This window comes from Nocardioides sp. Leaf307 (assembly GCF_001423135.1).
Classification (GTDB): domain Bacteria; phylum Actinomycetota; class Actinomycetes; order Propionibacteriales; family Nocardioidaceae; genus Nocardioides; species Nocardioides kribbensis.
In genome coordinates this window covers 1,162,492-1,180,765 of the sequence record NZ_LMNY01000001.1, presented here as the reverse complement: position 1 = coordinate 1,180,765, position 18,274 = coordinate 1,162,492, and the positions used below count along the sequence as shown (strand labels likewise).

Genomic DNA, 18,274 nt, shown 5'->3' with positions numbered 1-18,274 from the left:
CGGGCATGTTCTCCAAGGTGCTGGTGGCCAACCGCGGCGAGATCGCGATCCGGGCGTTCCGTGCGGCGTACGAGCTCGGGGCCGAGACCGTCGCGGTGTTCCCCTACGAGGACCGGGGCTCGGAGCACCGGCTCAAGGCCGACGAGGCCTACGAGATCGGCGAGCGCGGCCACCCCGTGCGCACCTACCTCGACCCCGACGCGATCGTGGCCGCGGCGGTCCAGGCCGGCGCCGACGCGGTCTACCCCGGCTACGGCTTCCTCTCGGAGAACCCCGCCCTCGCCGAGGCCTGCGCCAACGCCGGGATCACCTTCATCGGGCCCACCGCCGACGTCCTCGAGCTGACCGGCAACAAGGCCCGTGCCATCGCCGCCGCCAAGGCGGCGGGCGTGCCCGTCCTGGCCAGCGTCGAGCCCTCGACCGACGTCGACGCCCTCGTCGAGGCCGCCCAGGAGCTGCCCTTCCCGCTCTTCGTCAAGGCCGTGGCTGGTGGCGGCGGGCGCGGCATGCGCCGCGTCGACGACCCGGCCAGGCTGCGCGAGGCCGTCGAGACCTGCATGCGCGAGGGCGAGGCCGCGTTCGGCGACCCCACCGTCTTCGTCGAGCAGGCCGTGGTGGAGCCGCGCCACATCGAGGTGCAGATCCTCGCCGACGGCCAGGGCGGCGTCATGCACCTCTTCGAGCGCGACTGCTCGGTGCAGCGACGTCACCAGAAGGTCGTGGAGATCGCCCCGGCGCCCAACCTCGACCCGGAGCTGCGCGATCGCATGTGCGCCGACGCGGTGCGCTTCGCCCGCGAGATCGGCTACCGCAACGCCGGCACCGTCGAGTTCCTCCTCGACCCCGACGGCAACTACGTCTTCATCGAGATGAACCCCCGCATCCAGGTCGAGCACACCGTGACCGAGGAGGTCACCGACGTCGACCTCGTCCAGTCGCAGATGCGCATCGCCTCCGGTGAGAGCCTCGCCGACCTCGGGCTGTCGCAGGAGACCGTGCAGCTGCGCGGCGCCGCGCTGCAGTGCCGCATCACCACCGAGAGCCCCGCCAACGACTTCCGGCCCGACACCGGCACCATCACCACCTACCGCTCCCCCGGCGGCGCCGGTGTGCGCGTCGACGGCGGCACGACCTACTCCGGCGCCGAGGTCAGCGCCCACTTCGACTCGATGCTGGCCAAGCTCACCTGCCGCGGTCGCGACTTCCCCACCGCGGTGGCCCGCGCGCGCCGCGCCGTCGCGGAGTTCCGCATCCGCGGTGTCGCCACCAACATCGCCTTCCTCCAGGCGCTGCTCGACGACCCCGACTTCGCCGCGGGCCGGGTGACCACGTCGTTCATCGAGACCCACCCGCAGCTGCTCACCGCACGCGCCTCCGGCGACCGCGGCACCAAGCTGCTGGCCTACCTCGCCGACGTCACCGTCAACAAGCCCCACGGCGAGGCCCCCGTGACCCTCGACCCCCGCACCAAGCTGCCGCGGGTCGACCTGTCGGTGCCCGCCCCCGACGGCACCCGCCAGCAGCTGCTGGCGCTGGGGCCCGACGCCTTCGCCCGCGACCTGCGCGAGCGCACCGGGGTGGCCGTCACCGACACCACCTTCCGCGACGCCCACCAGTCGCTGCTGGCGACCCGGGTGCGCACCAAGGACCTCCTCGCCGTCGCGGGCCACGTCGCCCGCACCACCCCCCAGCTGTGGTCGCTGGAGGCATGGGGCGGTGCGACCTACGACGTGTCGTTGCGCTTCCTCGCCGAGGACCCCTGGGAGCGCCTGGCCCAGCTGCGCCAGGCCGTGCCCAACATCTGCCTGCAGATGCTGCTGCGCGGGCGCAACACCGTGGGCTACACCCCCTACCCCACCGCGGTGACCCACGCCTTCGTCGAGGAGGCCGCCGCCACCGGCATCGACGTGTTCCGGATCTTCGACGCCCTCAACGACGTGGAGCAGATGCGCCCGGCCATCGAGGCCGTGCGCGCCACCGGCACCACGGTGGCCGAGGTCGCGCTGTGCTACACCGGCGACCTCTCCGACCCCGCCGAGGACCTCTACACCCTCGACTACTACCTGCGCCTGGCCGAGCAGATCGTCGACGCCGGCGCCCACGTGCTGGCCATCAAGGACATGGCCGGTCTGCTGCGCGCCCCCGCGGCCCGCACGCTGGTGACCGCGCTGCGCGAGCGCTTCGACCTGCCGGTGCACCTGCACACCCACGACACCCCGGGCGGGCAGCTGGCCACCCTGCTGGCCGCCATCGACGCCGGGGTCGACGCGGTCGACGCCGCGACCGCCTCGATGGCGGGCACGACCTCGCAGCCGCCGATCTCGGCGCTGGTCGCCGGCACCGACTTCTCGGCGCGCGAGACCGGCCTCGACCTCGCGGCGGTCAACGCGCTCGAGCCGTACTGGGAGGCCACCCGCCGCGTCTACGCCCCCTTCGAGTCGGGCCTGCCGGCGCCCACCGGGCGGGTCTACCGCCACGAGATCCCCGGCGGCCAGCTCTCCAACCTGCGCCAGCAGGCGATCGCGCTCGGCCTGGGCGAGAAGTTCGAGCAGATCGAGGACATGTACGCCGCGGCCAACGACATCCTGGGCCGGGTCGTGAAGGTGACGCCGTCCTCCAAGGTGGTCGGCGACCTCGCGCTCCACCTGGTCGCCGCGGGCGCCGACCCCGAGGAGTTCGCCGCCGACCCGGCCTCCTTCGACATCCCCGGCTCGGTGATCGGCTTCCTGCACGGCGAGCTCGGCGACCCGCCCGGCGGCTGGCCGGAGCCGTTCCGCACCAAGGCGCTGGAGGGTCGCTCCTACCAGGCGCCGGCCGAGGAGCTCACCGACGAGCAGGCCGCGGGCCTGGGCCTCGACGGCGAGGTCAGCCAGCGCACCCGCCGCGACACGCTCAACGAGCTGCTCTTCGCCGGCCCGACCAAGGAGTTCCGCGAGTCGCGCTCGACCTACGGCGACCTCTCGGTGCTGTCCACCCTGGACTTCCTCTACGGGCTGCGCCGCGGCGAGGAGCACACCGTGGAGATCGCGGAGGGCAAGAAGCTCATCCTCGGCGTCCAGGCGATCGGCGAGCCCGACGAGCGCGGCATCCGCACGGTGATGTGCACCATCAACGGCCAGATGCGCCCGATCCCGGTGCGCGACCGCTCGGTCTCGGCCGACGCCGCGGCCGTGGAGAAGGCCGACCCGTCGAAGCCGGGCCAGGTCGCGGCCCCCTTCCAGGGCGTCGTGAGCGTCGTCGTGGCCGAGGGCGACCGCGTCGCCGCGGGCGACACCGTGGCCACCATCGAGGCCATGAAGATGGAGGCGGCCATCACCGCCCCCGTCGACGGCACGGTGGAGCGGGTGGCGCTGTCGGGCACCCAGGCCGTCGAGGGCGGTGACCTGGTCGTCGTGCTGGCCTAGGGTCGAGCGATGACCCACGTCGTCCTCTTCCACCACGCCCTCGGGCAGACGCCCGGCTTCCACGCCTTCGCCGACCGGCTGCGCGCGGCCGGTCACGAGGTCACCGCCCCCGACCTCTACGCCGGGGCGACCTTCACCGACCTCGACGAGGGCGTGGCCCACGCCCGCACCACCGGCTTCGACGTCGTGCGCCAGCGTGGCCTGGACGCCGCCGCCGACCTGCCCGACGACGTGGTGTGGGCCGGGATGTCCCTGGGGCTGATGCCGGCGCAGACCCTGGCCCAGACCCGACCCGGCGCCCGCGGGGCGCTGCTCCTGCACGGCAGCGTGCCGCCGGAGGCGCTCGGGTCGCCCTGGCCCGACGCCCTGCCCGCCCAGGTGCACGTCATGGAGCACGACGACTGGGGCGACGTCGACGACTGCCGCGCCCTGGCCGCCGCGCAGGACGAGGTCGAGCTCTTCCTCTACCCCGGCGCGGGCCACCTCTTCACCGACGCCTCCTCGGTCGACCACGACCCCGCCGCGAGCGACCTGCTCCTCGAGCGGGTCCTGGCCTTCCTCCAGCGGGTCGGCTAGCCCCCGGGCGTCGCGGGCGCAGGCGTGGTGATGACGTCGACGCCCGTCATGCCGCCGGCACCCGCCGTGTAGGTGTGCGGCCGGTCGGCCGCCCACTCCGCGGTGGCGCCCGCGGCGAGCTCCAGGGGGGCGTCGTCGCCCGGCTCCACCCGGCACGAGCCGGTCAGCACCACCAGGCGCTCGCGGGTGCCCGTGGCGTGGGCCGGCGAGCGGCGACGACCGCCGGGAGGCATGCGCAGCAGCCAGACCTCCACCGTGCGGTCGGCCTCGGCGAGCAGGTGCAGCCGCACGGTCTCCAGCCCCGGGTCGGCCACCGCGACCCCGTCGCGGTCCTCGACGAGGGCGGCCAGCGGCACACCGAGCGGGCCCGCGAGGGCGTAGAGCGTGTCGAGGGTCGGGTTGCGACGCCCCGTCTCGAGCTCCGAGAGCGAGCCCTTGCCCACACCGGCGGCCTCGGCCAGCGCGGCCAGCGACAGCCCGCGCGCGCGGCGTACGGCGCGCACCCGTGCACCGGCCTCGGCGCCCGGGCGGTGGGCCTGGTCCGCCACGGGCGGCTCCCTCCGACTAGGGTTCTGTATACGGAACCCTAGCGCGGCGAGGAGGCCCCCGGTGCCGACCACGACCGACGACGCCCCGGAGGCGCCCGCCCACGGCAGCCCCGTGCTGGCCGGCGTGGTGGTCGCCCTCGTCGGCTTCTCCAGCTCCTTCGCGGTCGTGCTGGCCGGGCTGGTGGCCGTCGGCGCCTCGCCCACCCAGGCCGCCTCCGGGCTGCTGACGCTCTGCGTCACGCAGGCGCTGGGCATGCTCTGGCTCAGCCTGCGCCACCGCATCCCGCTCACCCTGGCCTGGTCGACCCCGGGCGCGGCGCTGCTGGCCACGACCGGCGGTGCCGTGGGCGGCTGGCCCGCGGCGGTGGGCGCGTTCGTCGCCACCGGCGCGCTGGTGCTGCTCACCGCGGCGTGGCCGCGTCTGGGTGACCTGGTCGCCCGGGTGCCGCCCGCGCTCGCCCGGGCGATGCTCGCCGGGGTGCTGCTGCCGCTGTGCCTGGCGCCGGTGACGGCGCTCGCCACCGACCCGTGGGCGGTGGGGCCGGTCGTCGTGGTGTGGCTGGTCCTGCTGCGCGCGGCCCGCCGGTGGGCCGCGCCCGCGGCGCTGGGCGCCGCGCTGGTCGTCGCCGTGGTCGACGTGACCGCCGGCGACGGCGCCCGGCTCGCCGCGGGCGACCTGCTGCCGCGTCTCGACCTCACCGCCCCGACGTGGACGCTGCCGGCCCTGGTGGGCCTGGCGCTGCCGCTCTACGTCGTCACGATGGCCTCGCAGAACCTCCCCGGGGTGGCGGTGATGAGCGCCGAGGGCTACGCCGTGCCGTGGCGCGAGTCGATGGCGGTCACGGGGGTGGCCACCGTGGTCGGCGCCCCGGCCGGCGCCCACGCGGTCAACCTGGCCGCGATCACCGCGGCCCTGGCGGCCGGCCCCGAGGCCGGCCCCGACCGTGGGCGCCGCTGGGTGGCCGCCGTCACCGCGGCGGTGGCCTACCTCGCGCTGGCGGTGGCCAGCGCCGCCCTGGCCTCGCTGGTGGCCGCCTCCTCCAGCGCGGTGGTGCCGGCCGCCGCCGGTCTGGCGCTGCTGGGCACGTTCGCCGCCTCGGCCAGCGACGCCCTGGGCGCGCGCGAGGAGCGCGAGGCCGCGGCGGTCACCTTCCTCGTCGCCGCCTCCGGCGTCGTCGTGCTCGGCGTGGGGGCGGCGTTCTGGGCGCTGCTGGCCGGGCTCGGGGTGCGCACTGCGCTGTGCGCGGGCCCCCGGGCGGTCACGACACCGCGACGGTGAACCAGGTCGAGCGCAGCCCCAGCGCGGAGCGGAACGCGTCGCCGCTCACCGTGACCGAGCCCCGCGTGCCGCTCAGCACCAGGGCCGAGACCCGACCGCCCCACTCGCCGTTGCCGTCGCGGGCGGTGACCCGCACGCCCCGCAGGTCGCCGATCGCGGGCCAGCGCCGCTCCAGGGTCTCGTCGGCCAGCCGCACCGACCAGTCGTGCACGGGGTTGCCGGCCCAGTCGTCGTACGGGTCGGCCCGGGCCACCAGGTAGGGCACCGAGCCGGCCGAGGTCCATCCCCCGCTGCTCGAGGAGAACTGCGTGAAGGCGGGCGACCCGTCGGCGAGCAGCACCTGCCCCACGGTGTCGGCGATCGCGGCGTCGGAGGCGGGGTGCTCGGAGCCGACCCCGCCGTAGACCTGGGAGGCCGTGGTGTCGTAGACGTCGAAGTGGCCCCCGCGGGGGTGGAGCCGCTCGTAGGCGGCGTAGGTGCGGGCCGCCACCGCCTGGGCGCGCACGGCGGCCGGCGACCAGCTCGCCGGCACCTCGCGCGGCACCACGCCGCGCAGGTAGGCCTCCAGGCGCAGGTCGTTGACGGTGTCGCGGGCGGCCGAGCCCGGGGTCACGGTGGCGGCACGCAGCCGACCGCGGTACCGCTGGTCCCCGCCGGGCGTCACCAGGGTGAGCGGCTGACCGCCCGCGGCGAGCTCCCCGTCGCCCTCGAGCTCGCGCCAGCGCCGCCATCGGTCGGTGCGGAAGGAGACCCGGGTGGCCCCGGTGGCGGCCTGCTGCACCCGCCACAGCGAGGCGCCCTTGTCGGGCAGCAGGGTCAGCTCACCGGTCGCGGTGTCGCGCAGCGTCAGCCCCGGCCGGGCGCGCACGACGAGGTCGTCGGTGGTGTCGGCGCCGACGAGCACGTCGATGCGTCCGGCGCGCCGGCCCCAGGTCAGGTCGGGGTAGTAGAAGTCGAGGATCTCGCGGTGGTCCAGGCCCTGGCGGGCCGCGCCCTCCGCGCCGTACTGCGACATGCCGTGACCGTGACCGTAGCCGTGGCCGGTGAGGGTCAGCACGGCGTCGGGCGGCACGGTCCAGGTGTCGGCGGCCGACGCGGCCGACGCGGGCGGCGTCGCCGCGAGCGGGGCGAGCGGGGCGAGCAGGGGCGCGGCGACGGCGGCGAGCAGCAGGGCGACGCGCGCACGACCGCGGGGGCGGCGGAGCAGCATGACCCGATGGCACCACAGGTCACCGCGGCCCCGCGGCGCTCTGCGCGAACTACGCCGGCGTAGTTCGCGCGGACGCGCGGTGCTCAGACGAGCCAGAACCAGTCCGAGCGCAGCCCGAAGAACGAGCGGAACCGGTCACCGCTCACGGTGCTGGAGGCGTCGGTGCCGCTCACGCGCACCTCGACGACGCGACCGCCGCGCGGGCCGTCTCCGTCGCGGCGGGTGACCTCCACGCCGGTGAGCTCTCCGATCTGCGGCAGCGCCCCCTCGAGCGCCTCGTCGCTGATCCGCACCGTGCCCTCGGGCCACGGCACGTAGGGGTTGCCGCGCCACGGGTCGTAGGGGTCCTTCTTCGCCCGCAGGTAGCCGAAGGATCCGGCCCGGGTCCAGCCGCCGTTGCTGGCCGAGAACTGCGCGAAGATCGGCTTCCCGTCCTTGGTGCGCACCTGGCGCGCGGTGGCCCGGATCGCCGCGTCGGCCCGCGGGTGCTCGGCGGAGAAGCCGCCGTAGACCTGGCAGGCGGCGGTGTCGCACAGCTGGTAGTGCCGCGAGCCCGGTGCGGCGGCGCGCTCGAAGGCGGCGTAGGTGCGGGCGGCGACGGCCTGGGCGCGGATCGCATCGGGGTCCCAGGTCGAGGCGATCACCTCGGCCGGCACCACCCCGCGCAGGTAGGACTCCAGCGCGACGACGTTGACGGTGTCGCGGCCCGCACCGGAGGCCGCCGAGCGTAGCGCGCCGCGGTAGTCCACGGCCCCCGCGGGCGTGTGCAGCCGCACCGGCGCTCCCCCGGCCGCGAACTGCGCCTGCCCCGGCAGCACCCGCCACCGCTTCCAGGGGCCGCCGGAGGTCTGCGACGAGACCAGGCTGTCGCCGTCGGCGGCGGTGATCCGCCACCGGCTCGCCTCGGGGCGGGCCTCGTCGAGTCGCCAGGTGCGCGCCGAGCCCGCCGACCCGGTCGCGGTCAGGGCCCGACGCGCGCTCACGACGACGTCGTCGCTGGTGTCGGCCGAGATCAGCACCCTGACGTCGCCGCCGACCGTGCCCCGGCCGGTGCCGGGGTAGTAGAAGCGCAGGATCCGCTGGGCCCCGAGTCCCTGGCGCGCGGCGCCCTCGGCGCCCCACTGCGACAGGCCGATGCCGTGGCCGTAGCCGCGCCCGGCCAGGTCGACGCCACCGATCGGGGCCCGCCGCTCCCCCTCCTCGGCGGCCGCGCCGCCCGGCGGCAGCGCGACCGACACCAGCGCCACCGACAGCAGGGCCACCGACAGCAGGGCGACCGACAGCAGGGGGCCGGCGCCGCTCAGGCGGCGCGCGGGGTGGGCACAGGTGGGGCGGAGGTGGCGCACAGGGACTCCCGGGGGGTGGAGGCAGGCAGGACGCGCCCGATCCTCACAGGAGGACCGGGCGCGTCTCAAGCCCGCTCGGTGCGGTGCGGTGCCGTGCGGGGTGGTGCGGTCAGCCGTTGTAGGACGGCTGCGACTGGGCGTTGAAGGTGCCCATGCGCACCTTCTTGGCCTTGTTCACGCGCGGGTCGTCGATGGCGAAGACCTCGAGGCCGCGGGTGATGTCGCTGGAGTAGATGTGGCCGTTGTACCAGTACGTCGACCAGGAGCCACCGAGCACGAGCTCGGTGTCGGAGATGGCTCCGCGGTCGAAGTGGGCGATCTCGACCGGCTTGCGGGAGTTGGTGAAGTCGAAGACCGAGAAGCCGCCCTGGTACCACGCCTGCACCATGATGTCGCGGCCCTCCACCGGGATCAGCGAGCCGTTGTGGGCCACGCAGTTCTCGGTGAGCGCCTGGGTGCGCGGGATCTTGTAGTAGCTGCGGAACTCCAGGTCGCGACGCACGATGTCGTAGATGCCGTTGGCGCCCCGCTTGGGGCCGGTGCCGGGGTTGCAGGTCGGCGCACCGCCGCCGCCGAGCTCGTCGGTGAAGACGACCTTGGTGCCGGCGTTGTTGAAGGTGGCGCTGTGCCAGAAGGCGAAGTTGCGCTCGTCGCGGACCCGGTCGATGACGCGGGGCTCGGCGCGCTTGCTGATGTCCATCAGGATGCCGTCGCCCATGCAGGCCCCCGCGGCGAGGTCCTTCTGCGGGTAGGCGGTGATGTCGTGGCAGCCGCTCGTGGCGCTGTTGCCGCCGGGCACGCCGCTGCCGGGGTTGCCGCCGCCGGGGAACAGCCTCGGCGTGCGGAGCAGCTCCGCCCCGGCGGGGTCGGCCACGGGCACGGTGACGATGCTGATGCGGTCGTGCGGGGTCTGGCAGTCGGGGAAGGCGTCGTTGGGTCCGTAGGAGGACACGTAGACGAAGAGCCGCTGCCCCGACTTCGACGGGGCGAGGGTGTGGGTGTGCGAGCCGCAGTCGGTCTCCACCGACGCGACGTACTCCGGGGCGGCGGGGTCGGAGATGTCGAAGACCCGCAGGCCCTCCCACGAGGACTCCTCCTCGGCCGACTGCGAGACGCTGCTGCACGAGTCGTCGCTGCGGCTGGAGTCGACGCTCAGCACGAGGACGTCGCGGTAGACCGAGACGTCGCCCTGGCCCCCGGGGCACTCGACCTGGGCCACGCGCTTCGGCTCGGTGGGGCGGGAGATGTCGAAGACCGCGAAGCCGTTGTAGTTGCCGTCGTAGGCGTACTTGCCCTGGAAGGCCAGGTCGCTGCCGACGCCGCCGTTCTCCGGGGTGAAGGAGCCGACCAGCGGCTTGCGGGCGATCTGCCGCACGTTGCTGCTCTTGTCGACCTCGCCCTGGTCGGCGGTGGCCTCGTAGGAGTCGAGCCCGGCGAGCGCCTGGCCGGGCAGCGCGCAGGCGTCGTCGAAGTTGTCGCCGGCGGCGCGCAGGTCGGCGCGCTCGGCGGGGGTGCAGGTCGGGTCGGTGCGCTCGGCGGAGGCCGAGCCGGCGCCGGTGACCGTGAGGCCGGCGACCGCGCCGGCGCCGAGGGCCAGCGAGAGCAGCGCGAGCCCGGCGCGGGTGCGGCGGGGGGTGGGTGGTGTCACGGGGGTGGGCCCTTCGTCCGAGTGTCGAATCCCTCCGCGGGTGCCGCGGAGGGGTGGGTCAGCAGAATCTTGGCCGCTGTGGCCCGATCGCGCCACCCTGTGATGTGCTGGATCCATGACTCGGGTCGTTGTCCTGCACCGTACGTCGATCGCCGCGGCCGCCGCCGTGCTCGCGCTGGGCCTCGCGGGGTGCAGCTCCGACGACGGCGCCGCGGACACGCCGGAGGGGGGCGCGTCGGACGTCCCGGCGGCGGCGCTGCCCGCCGGGGTCGACGCCGACGACGCGTCGTTCGTGACCCAGATGGTGCCCCACCACGCGCAGGCGCTGACGCTGGTCGACCTGGCGCAGACCCGGGCTGCGAGCCCGGCCGTGCTCGCAGCGGCCGACCGCATCGCGGCGGGCCAGGGCCCCGAGATCCTCGAGATGGCGGCGTGGCTCGACGCCCGCGGCCTCCCGGTGCCCGACGAGTCCGACCTGGCGGAGATGACCGAGGCGGTGTCGGGCGACTCCGCGGCGGGGCACGAGGGTCACGACATGGAGGGCATGGAGGGCATGGGGGCCATGCCAGGGATGCTCGGCTCCGACGACCTCGACGCCCTGGCCGCGGCCGAGGGCGTCGACTTCGACCGGCTCTTCCTCACCGACATGATCCGCCACCACGAGGGCGCGGTCACGATGGCCGAGGCGGTGCTCGCCGACGGCTCCGACCAGCGCGTCAACGAGATCGCCACCGAGATCTCCGCGGGCCAGACCGCGGAGATCGAGCGGCTCGAGGTCCTGCTCGACCGGCTCTGAGGCCGGCCGCGCAGCGGCCGCTCCCGGTCAGACGCGGCCCGGGCGCGCGGCAGACGCGGGTCAGACGCGGTGCAGCCGGCGGGCGGCCTCCGCGATCGACCCGCTCATCGAGGGGTAGACGGTGAAGGTGGCCGCGAGCTGGTCGGCGGTGATCGACTCCGCCACGGCCAGCGACACCGGGTGGATCAGCTCGCTGGCCCGAGGACCGACCACCACGCCGCCGACGACGATGCCGGTGCCGGGACGGCAGAAGAGCTTGACGAACCCGTCGCGCACGCCCTGCATCTTGGCCCGCGGGTTGCCCGACAGCGGCAGCATGACGACCTCGGCGGTGATCTCCCCGTTGTCGACGGCCTGCTGCGACCAGCCGACCGTGGCGATCTCGGGGGCGGTGAAGACGTTGGAGGCGACCTTCTTCAGGTCCAGGGGCGCGACGGCGTCGCCGAGGAAGTGGTACATCGCGATCCGGCCCTGCATGGCCGCCACCGAGGCGAGCATCAGCACACCGGTGCAGTCACCGGCGGCGTAGACCCCGCGGGCCGTGGTGCGCGAGACACGGTCGACGCCGACGAAGCCGCCGTCCTTGAGCCGCACGCCGGCGTCCTCGAGACCGAGGTCGGTGGTGTTGGGCACCGAGCCGAGCGCGAGGATGCAGTGCGAGCCCTGCACGCTGCGGCCGTCGGTGAGCGTCACGGTCACGACGTCGCCGTCGCGGGTCACCGACTCCATCCGCGAGCGGGAGAGCACCTTCATGCCGCGGCGCTTGGAGACCTCCTCGAGCACGGCCGAGGCGTCGGCGTCCTCGCCGGGCAGCACGCGGTCGCGCGAGGAGACGAGGGTGACGGGGATCCCGAGGGCGAGGTACGCCGACGCGAACTCGGCCCCGGTCACGCCCGAGCCGACCACGATCAGCTCGCTCGGCACCTCGGTGAGGTCGTAGACCTGCTCCCAGGTGAGGATCCGCTCGCCGTCGGGCTGGGCGCTGGGCAGCGTGCGGGGCGAGGCGCCGGTCGCGATGAGCACGGCGCCGGCCTCGAGGGTCTGCTCGGAGCCGTCGGGGGCGGTCACCACGACGCGCTCGGGGCCGTCGAGGCGGCCGCGGCCGCGCACCACCGTGACGTTCTCGCGGTCGAGGCGGCGGCCGATGTCGACCGACTGCTCGGCGGCGAGGGCCTTGACCCGGGTGTTGACCCGGGCCAGGTCCACGCTGAGCGTCGTGGCCGCGTCACCCTCCACGTCGTGGAAGTTGACCCCGAGCTCGGCGGCGCCGGCGACCTCGGTCATCAGCTCGGAGGTGGCGATGAGGGTCTTGCTCGGCACGCAGTCGGTGATGACCGCCGACCCGCCGAGACCGTCGGTGTCGACCACGGTCACCTCGGCCCCGAGCTGGCTGGCGACCAGCGCGGACTCGTAGCCCCCGGGACCACCGCCGATGATGACGACCTTGTCGACTGTCCGGTCGGGCATGGCTGTGCTCCTCGCGCTGGCGGGCTCGGTCAGAGGCTGACGGGGGCTGACGGGGGCGGTCAGAAGTTGATCATGTGGCCGGCGATGCCGTGCACGGCTTCCTTCACCGACTCACCCAGCGTCGGGTGGGCGAAGACGTTGCGGGCCACCTCGTCGGCGGTGAGGTCCCACTGCTGGGCCAGGGTCAGCACCGGCAGCAGCTCGGTCACGTCGGGGCCGATGAGGTGGGCGCCGATGATCTCGTTGTGCTCGGCGTCGGCGACGACCTTCACGAAGCCGACCGCGTCGCCGAGTCCCTGCGCCTTGCCGTTGGCCGAGAAGGGGAAGGTGGAGGTCTTGACGTCGTAGCCCTTGTCCTTGGCCTGCTGCTCGGAGTAGCCGAACGAGGCCACCTGCGGCTGGCAGTAGGTCGCCCGCGGGATCATGTCGAAGTCGATCTCCATGGTCTCCGCGCCGGCGATGGTCTCGGCGGCCACGATGCCCATGGCCTCCGCGGCGTGGGCCAGCATCATCTTGCCGGTGACGTCGCCGATGGCGTAGACGTGCTCGACGTTGGTGCGGCCCCGCCCGTCGACGGCGATCGCTCCCCGCTCGGTGAGCTCCACACCGGCCGCCTCGAGGCCGTAGCCCTCGACGCGCGGGGCGAAGCCGATGGCCTGCATGACCTTGTCGGCCTTGAGGACCTCCTGCTGGCCGTCCTTCGACACCGTCACCGAGACCTGGTCGCCGGAGTCCTCGATCGACTCGACCTTGGTCGACAGGCGCACGTCAACGCCGAGCTTCTTGTAGTGCTTGAGCAGCTCCTTGGACACGTCGGCGTCCTCGGTGGGCACCATGCGGTCGAGGAACTCCACGATGGTCACCTCGACGCCGAAGTTCTTCAGCACGTAGGCGAACTCCACGCCGATCGCGCCGGAGCCGGCGATGATGATGGAGCCGGGCAGCTGGTCGGTGAGGATCTGCTCCTCGTAGGTCACGACCCGCTCGCTGAGCGAGGTGCCCGGGATGAGCCGGGTCTTGGCGCCCGCGGCGACGATGAGGTCGGTGCAGGTGTAGGAGGTGACGTTGCCGTCCTTGTCCTTGACGTCGACGCCCTGACCGCCGTCGACCGCGCCGGTGAGGGTGCCCCAGCCGTCGATCTCGGTGATCTTGTTCTTCTTCATCAGGAAGTGGACGCCCTTGACGATGCCGCCGGAGACCTGGCGGCTGCGCTTGTGGGTGGGCCCGAAGGCCATGGTGGCGTCGCCCTCGATGCCGTACTTGGCCTTCTCGTGGGTCAGCACGTGGGCGAGCTCGGCGTTCTTGAGCAGGGCCTTGGAGGGGATGCACCCGACGTTGAGGCAGACACCGCCCCAGTACTTCTCCTCCACCACGGCGACCTTCTTGCCGAGCTGGGCCGCGCGGATCGCGGCGACGTAGCCACCGGGACCGGCGCCGAGGACGAGGACATCGAAGTGCGTGCTCACGGGCCCCACCCTAGGGCTCGCGCGCAGGTCGGCCCAAGGCGGGCGGGCACCCGGCACTACTCTTCGTCACGTGACGCTCTACGCCGCCTACGGGAGCAACCTCGATCCCGCCCGCATGGGCGAGCGCTGCCCCCACTCGCCGCTGCGCACGACCGGCTGGCTGGAGGGCTGGCGGCTGACCTTCGGTGGCGAGGAGCACGGCTGGGACGGCGCCCTGCCCACCATCGTCCAGGACCCCTTCGAGCAGGTCTTCGTGGCCGTCTACGACGTCACCCGCGAGGACGAGAGCAGCCTCGACGGCTGGGAGCAGGCCGACACCGGCCTCTACCGCAAGACCCGGGTGCGGGTCTCCACGCTCACCGGCGAGCAGGTCACGTGGGCCTACGTCCTCGACGCCTACGAGGGCGGCCTGCCCTCCGCCTCCTACCTCGGCGTGCTGGCCGACGCCGCCGAGGCCGCCGACGCCCCCGCCGACTACGTCGCCGCCCTGCGCCGACGCCCCTGCCGCTCCTCGGGCCTGTAGCTCCCCGGGCGTGGCCCGTGGCCCGCGACGGGTCGCGGCACGCATAGGCTGAGGAGGTGAACGACGACGCATACTCCCTGGCCACCGACGCCGCCCAGAAGCTCGCCGACCTGACCGGCGTCGAGCGCCACGACGTGGCCCTGGTGCTCGGGTCCGGCTGGCTCCCCGCGGTGGACGCACTCGGCGAGGCCACCGCCGAGATCGCCACGACCGACCTGCCCGGCTTCAACCCCGCCGCGGTCGCCGGCCACTCCGGCACGATCCGCTCGGTGCGCTCGGGCGAGCGCAACCTGCTGGTCTTCCTCTCGCGCACCCACTACTACGAGGGCAAGGGGGTGCCGGCCGTGGTCCACCCGGTCCGCACCGCGGCCGCCGCGGGCTGCTCCACGATCGTGCTCACCAACGGCTGCGGCGGGCTCAAGGAGACCTGGAGCCCCGGCCAGCCGGTGCTGATCAGCGACCACATCAACCTCACCGGCCGCTCCCCCATCGAGGGCGCGCGCTTCGTCGACCTCACCGACCTCTACTCCCCGCGCCTGCGCGCCCTGTGCCGCGAGATCGACCCGAGCCTCGACGAGGGCGTCTACGTCCAGTTCCCCGGACCGCACTACGAGACCCCCGCCGAGATCGGGATGGTCCGCGCGATCGGCGGCCACCTGGTCGGGATGAGCACGACCCTGGAGGCCATCGCCGCGCGCGAGGCCGGCATGGAGGTGCTCGGCATCAGCCTGGTCACCAACCTCGCCGCCGGCATGAGCGGAGAGCCGCTCGACCACGCCGAGGTCCTCGAGGCCGGTCGCGCCGCGGCCAGCCGGATGGGAGACCTCCTCTCCACGATCGTCCCGCGGATCTGATGGCCCCCGACGAGACGACCGGCGAGACCCCCGACCCCACCGGCGACCTGTCCTCGGGTCGCGAGACCCGGGCACGACTGGTCGAGGCGGCCACGCGGGCCTTCGCCGACCACGGCGTGCAGAACGCCTCGCTGCTCGACATCACCCGCCAGGCCGGCCAGCGCAACCGGGGCGCGGTGCACTACCACTTCGGCTCCCGCGCGGGGCTGCTGACCACGGTGCTCGACCAGTTCACCGACGTCCTCGCCGCGCGCGAGCGCGAGCTGCTCGCCGTGGCGCACGAGCGGCCCGACGACGACCTCGGTGCGGCCGTCGAGGCCGTCGTGCGTCCCAGCGTCGAGGTGGCCGAGAGCGACTGGCGCGGTCGCTGCTACCTCATGATCGTCGCGGAGCTGATCGCCGACGACCACGCCCGCGCCATGGACGGGGTGGAGGAGGCGCTGGCCCGCACCGGGGGCCACGAGGTCTACGCCCTCATCGTCGAGCGGATGCCGACGATGCCCGACGCGCTGCGCGACGAGCGGCTGAGCCTGATGACCGGCTTCGTGCTGCGCGCCATCGGCGACCGCGCCCGGGCCCTGGGCGGCGACTCCCCCCGGCGCGAGCGCCTCGACACCGATGCCTTCGTCGCCAACCTGGTGGCCATGGCCGCGGCGATGCTGCGCGCCCACCCCCTGCCCGACGTGCCCGCGTCCGACCTGCCCGCGTGAGCACGCTGTCGGCGCGCATGCGCGAGGGGTCGATGGCCGAGCACCGCGCCGCCGAGGCCTCGGTCTTCGTCACCCGGCTGCTCGAGGGCGGGGTCGACGCCGCCGGCTACACCGCCTACCTGCTGCGGCTGCAGCGCGTGTACGCCGCGCTCGAGCGCACCGCCCGCGCCCACCTGCACCACCCCGGTGTCGTCGCGGTCCACGACCCCGACCTCGAGCGGTCGGCCGCGCTGGAGGCCGACCTGGAGCACTGGGCGCCCGGCGGGCCCCGCGAGGTCGACTCCCCCGCGGTCGCGGCCTACGAGCGCCGCATCGAGGCCAGCACCGGCGTGGCCGGCGGCGCCGGCTTCGCGGCCCACCACTACACCCGCTACCTCGGCGACCTCTCCGGGGGCCAGGCCATCGGCCGCACCCTCGACCGCACCTTCGAGCTCGGGGGCCGCGGCACGGACTTCTACCGCTTCGACGCCGTGCCGAGGCCCAAGCCCTACAAGGACGGCTACCGCCTGCGCCTCGACGGGCTCGACCTCGACGAGGCGCAGCAGGAGGCGGTCGTGGCCGAGGTGCAGGCGGCCTTCGCCCTCAACCAGGCGCTCTTCGTCGAGCTCGCGGCGGAGCTGGACCTGCTCGGCGCGCGCTGACGCACCCGCGGCTTGGACCGCCGCGCTTGGGTGGACCCATGAGCACCTCCGCACCGACCCCCGCGAGCATCCCGACCCGCACCCTCGGCACCGCCTCCCACGAGGGTCGACCCCTCACCGTCTCCGCCCTCGGCCTGGGCTGCATGGGCATGTCGGAGTTCTACGGGACCGGCGACGAGCAGACCGGCGTCGACACCATCCACCGCGCCCTCGACCTCGGCGTGACCTTCCTCGACACCGCCGACATGTACGGCCCCTTCACCAACGAGCAGCTGGTGGGCCGCGCCATCGCCGGACGCCGTGACGAGGTCCAGCTGGCCACGAAGTTCGGCAACGAGCGGCTGCCCGACGGCACCCGCCTGGGCATCAACGGCAGGCCCGACTACGTGCGCACCGCGTGCGACGCCTCGCTGCAACGGCTCGGCGTGGACCACCTCGACCTCTACTACCAGCACCGTGTCGACAAGACCGTGCCGATCGAGGAGACCGTCGGCGCGATGGCCGAGCTCGTCGAGGCCGGCAAGGTCCGCCACCTGGGGCTCTCGGAGGCCTCGGCCGCCACGATCCGCCGCGCCCACGCCACCCACCCGATCACCGCGCTGCAGACCGAGTACTCCCTGTTCACCCGGGACCTCGAGGACGAGATCCTCCCCGTGCTGCGCGAGCTCGGCATCGGCCTGGTGCCCTACTCGCCGCTGGGTCGCGGCATCCTCACCGGCGCGATCACCGACGAGAGCCAGCTGGAGGAGGGCGACTCGCGTCGCACGGCGTACTTCCCCCGGCTCAACGGCGAGGGGCTGCGCGCCAACCTCGCGCTCGTGGCGAAGGTGCGCGGGATCGCCGAGGCCAAGGGCTGCACCCCCGGCCAGCTCGCGCTCGCCTGGGTGCTCGCGCAGGGCGACGACACCCTCGGCGTCGCCCCCATCCCCGGCACCAAGCGCGTGCGCTACCTGGAGGAGAACGCCGGGGCCGTCGCGGTCTCCCTCGACGCCGCCGACCTCGAGGCCCTCGAGCGTGCCGTGCCGCGCGACGCCGTGGTGGGCGAGCGCTACGGCGACATGAGCAGCATCGACGCCTGAGCGGGCGCCGAGGGCCCACCCGGTTTCCCCCGCACCGGCGTGGGGCAGCCTCCGGTCGTGCCCCGTCGTCTCCTGGTCGCCCTGCTCTCCGTCCTCGTCGGCGTCACCGCCGCCTGCAGCAGTGGCGGCGGCCAGGACGGGTCGGGCGGGCCCGGCGCTCCCTCCGCGTCCTCGCCGGCCACGCCGACCCCGAGCGACCCGGCGCCCCCCGCCCGCTCGACCGCCGTCGCCCTGGACCGGGGCACGAGCACCCGGTGCGCGCCCGCCCGGAAGCCCTACGTGGTCTGGGAGTCGTTCCGGGTGAGCGCCCCGGCGACGGTCGAGCGCCTGGTGCTCGAGGGGCTGCAGGGCGTCGAGGTCTCCGGGCAGTCGATCAGTCGCCGCCCGCCCGGGCAGGTGTCCTACACCGGCATGGCGCGCGGCACCGCGCCTCCCCGGAGCGAGCGCGACACCGTGGCGTGGGGCGAGCGGAGCGCCCTGCCCGCGCAGGTGAGGCCCGGCGACTACTACGTCTTCGCACGCGTCTCGCAGGCCCGCCGCGGCGGCGGCTGGGACCGCTTCGGCCTGGAGTTCACCGACGCCGACGGGGTGGCGGGCAGCGTGACGCGCGCCTGGGCCACCGGCTTCCGGGCCGCGTCGGACCCGGTGCCGGCGCCGGGTGGTCGCTGCGGCTCCTGAGCGCTCGCGGCGCCGGACCGGCCCGGCTAGGACCGCCGGTCGCCACGCA

At 74.5% G+C, this 18,274-nt stretch carries 16 protein-coding genes; 10 read left to right on the top strand and 6 right to left on the bottom strand.

Annotation, left to right across the window (positions count from 1 at the left end):
* The first annotated feature begins 5 nt into the window (after positions 1–5).
* Both ASF50_RS05410 and ASF50_RS05405 read left to right on the top strand, forming a co-directional pair.
* Positions 6–3,404, top strand: a complete 3,399-nt coding sequence (locus ASF50_RS05410) for a pyruvate carboxylase (RefSeq protein WP_056903712.1) — start codon at positions 6–8, stop codon at positions 3,402–3,404.
* 9 nt (positions 3,405–3,413) lie between these two features.
* Positions 3,414–3,980 carry a dienelactone hydrolase family protein gene (locus tag ASF50_RS05405; protein WP_056903711.1) on the top strand — a complete coding sequence of 189 codons (567 nt, stop codon included), beginning with the start codon at positions 3,414–3,416 and terminating at the stop codon, positions 3,978–3,980.
* Here the strand turns inward: ASF50_RS05405 and ASF50_RS05400 are convergent.
* A complete protein-coding gene (locus ASF50_RS05400; RefSeq protein WP_082502777.1) occupies positions 3,977–4,528 on the bottom strand; it encodes a helix-turn-helix domain-containing protein in 552 nt (183 codons plus the stop codon). The two genes, ASF50_RS05405 and ASF50_RS05400, sit on opposite strands and share 4 nt — an antisense overlap.
* 61 nt (positions 4,529–4,589) lie before the next feature.
* Between ASF50_RS05400 and ASF50_RS05395 the strand changes: the two genes are divergently transcribed.
* Complete coding sequence (locus tag ASF50_RS05395) at positions 4,590–5,807, top strand: benzoate/H(+) symporter BenE family transporter (protein ID WP_056903710.1); 1,218 nt, start codon at positions 4,590–4,592, stop codon at positions 5,805–5,807.
* Here the strand turns inward: ASF50_RS05395 and ASF50_RS05390 are convergent.
* The 3 genes from ASF50_RS05390 to ASF50_RS05380 all read right to left on the bottom strand — a co-directional run bounded on the left by ASF50_RS05390 (position 5,788) and on the right by ASF50_RS05380 (position 10,011).
* Positions 5,788–7,017: a SpoIID/LytB domain-containing protein gene (locus ASF50_RS05390; protein ID WP_056903709.1), complete on the bottom strand. Its 1,230-nt coding sequence runs from the start codon at positions 7,015–7,017 to the stop codon at positions 5,788–5,790. The two genes, ASF50_RS05395 and ASF50_RS05390, sit on opposite strands and share 20 nt — an antisense overlap.
* Before the next feature lie 83 nt (positions 7,018–7,100).
* A complete protein-coding gene (locus tag ASF50_RS05385) occupies positions 7,101–8,363 on the bottom strand; it encodes a SpoIID/LytB domain-containing protein (protein WP_056903708.1) in 1,263 nt (420 codons plus the stop codon).
* Between the two features lie 109 nt (positions 8,364–8,472).
* Positions 8,473–10,011 (bottom strand): LVIVD repeat-containing protein, encoded by a 1,539-nt coding sequence (locus ASF50_RS05380; RefSeq protein ID WP_235557559.1) that lies wholly within the window; start codon positions 10,009–10,011, stop codon positions 8,473–8,475.
* 115 nt (positions 10,012–10,126) lie between these two features.
* Here ASF50_RS05380 and ASF50_RS05375 point away from each other — a divergent pair, with 115 nt between their 5' ends.
* Positions 10,127–10,807 carry a DUF305 domain-containing protein gene (locus ASF50_RS05375; protein WP_082502773.1) on the top strand — a complete coding sequence of 227 codons (681 nt, stop codon included), beginning with the start codon at positions 10,127–10,129 and terminating at the stop codon, positions 10,805–10,807.
* 60 nt (positions 10,808–10,867) lie between these two features.
* Here ASF50_RS05375 and ASF50_RS05370 read toward each other — a convergent pair whose 3' ends face one another.
* Both ASF50_RS05370 and lpdA read right to left on the bottom strand, forming a co-directional pair.
* Positions 10,868–12,274, bottom strand: coding sequence for an NAD(P)H-quinone dehydrogenase (locus ASF50_RS05370; protein ID WP_056903706.1), 1,407 nt, complete (start codon positions 12,272–12,274; stop codon positions 10,868–10,870).
* A 59-nt stretch (positions 12,275–12,333) separates the two neighbouring features.
* Positions 12,334–13,740 (bottom strand): dihydrolipoyl dehydrogenase, encoded by a 1,407-nt coding sequence (gene lpdA, locus ASF50_RS05365; RefSeq protein ID WP_056863893.1) that lies wholly within the window; start codon positions 13,738–13,740, stop codon positions 12,334–12,336.
* Between the two features lie 70 nt (positions 13,741–13,810).
* On the opposite strand from lpdA, the gene ASF50_RS05360 reads away from it, so the two are divergent.
* From ASF50_RS05360 to ASF50_RS05335, 6 genes are read left to right on the top strand one after another with little or no spacing between them, the layout of a single operon-like run.
* The gene (locus tag ASF50_RS05360; protein WP_056863892.1) at positions 13,811–14,263 is read left to right on the top strand and encodes a gamma-glutamylcyclotransferase; all 453 of its coding nucleotides are present in this window, start codon (positions 13,811–13,813) and stop codon (positions 14,261–14,263) included.
* A gap of 56 nt (positions 14,264–14,319) precedes the next feature.
* The gene (locus ASF50_RS05355; RefSeq protein ID WP_056863891.1) at positions 14,320–15,117 is read left to right on the top strand and encodes a purine-nucleoside phosphorylase; all 798 of its coding nucleotides are present in this window, start codon (positions 14,320–14,322) and stop codon (positions 15,115–15,117) included.
* On the top strand, positions 15,117–15,827 hold the full coding sequence (locus ASF50_RS05350) for a TetR/AcrR family transcriptional regulator (protein ID WP_082500194.1): 711 nt from the start codon (positions 15,117–15,119) through the stop codon (positions 15,825–15,827). The genes ASF50_RS05355 and ASF50_RS05350 overlap by 1 nt, the downstream gene beginning before the upstream one ends.
* On the top strand, positions 15,824–16,468 hold the full coding sequence (locus ASF50_RS05345; RefSeq protein ID WP_228941944.1) for a heme oxygenase (biliverdin-producing): 645 nt from the start codon (positions 15,824–15,826) through the stop codon (positions 16,466–16,468). Before ASF50_RS05350 ends, ASF50_RS05345 begins: the two co-directional genes overlap by 4 nt.
* A gap of 38 nt (positions 16,469–16,506) precedes the next feature.
* Complete coding sequence (locus tag ASF50_RS05340) at positions 16,507–17,547, top strand: aldo/keto reductase (protein ID WP_056903705.1); 1,041 nt, start codon at positions 16,507–16,509, stop codon at positions 17,545–17,547.
* Between the two features lie 57 nt (positions 17,548–17,604).
* Positions 17,605–18,225, top strand: coding sequence for a hypothetical protein (locus ASF50_RS05335; protein WP_156718111.1), 621 nt, complete (start codon positions 17,605–17,607; stop codon positions 18,223–18,225).
* Positions 18,226–18,274 lie beyond the last annotated feature (49 nt).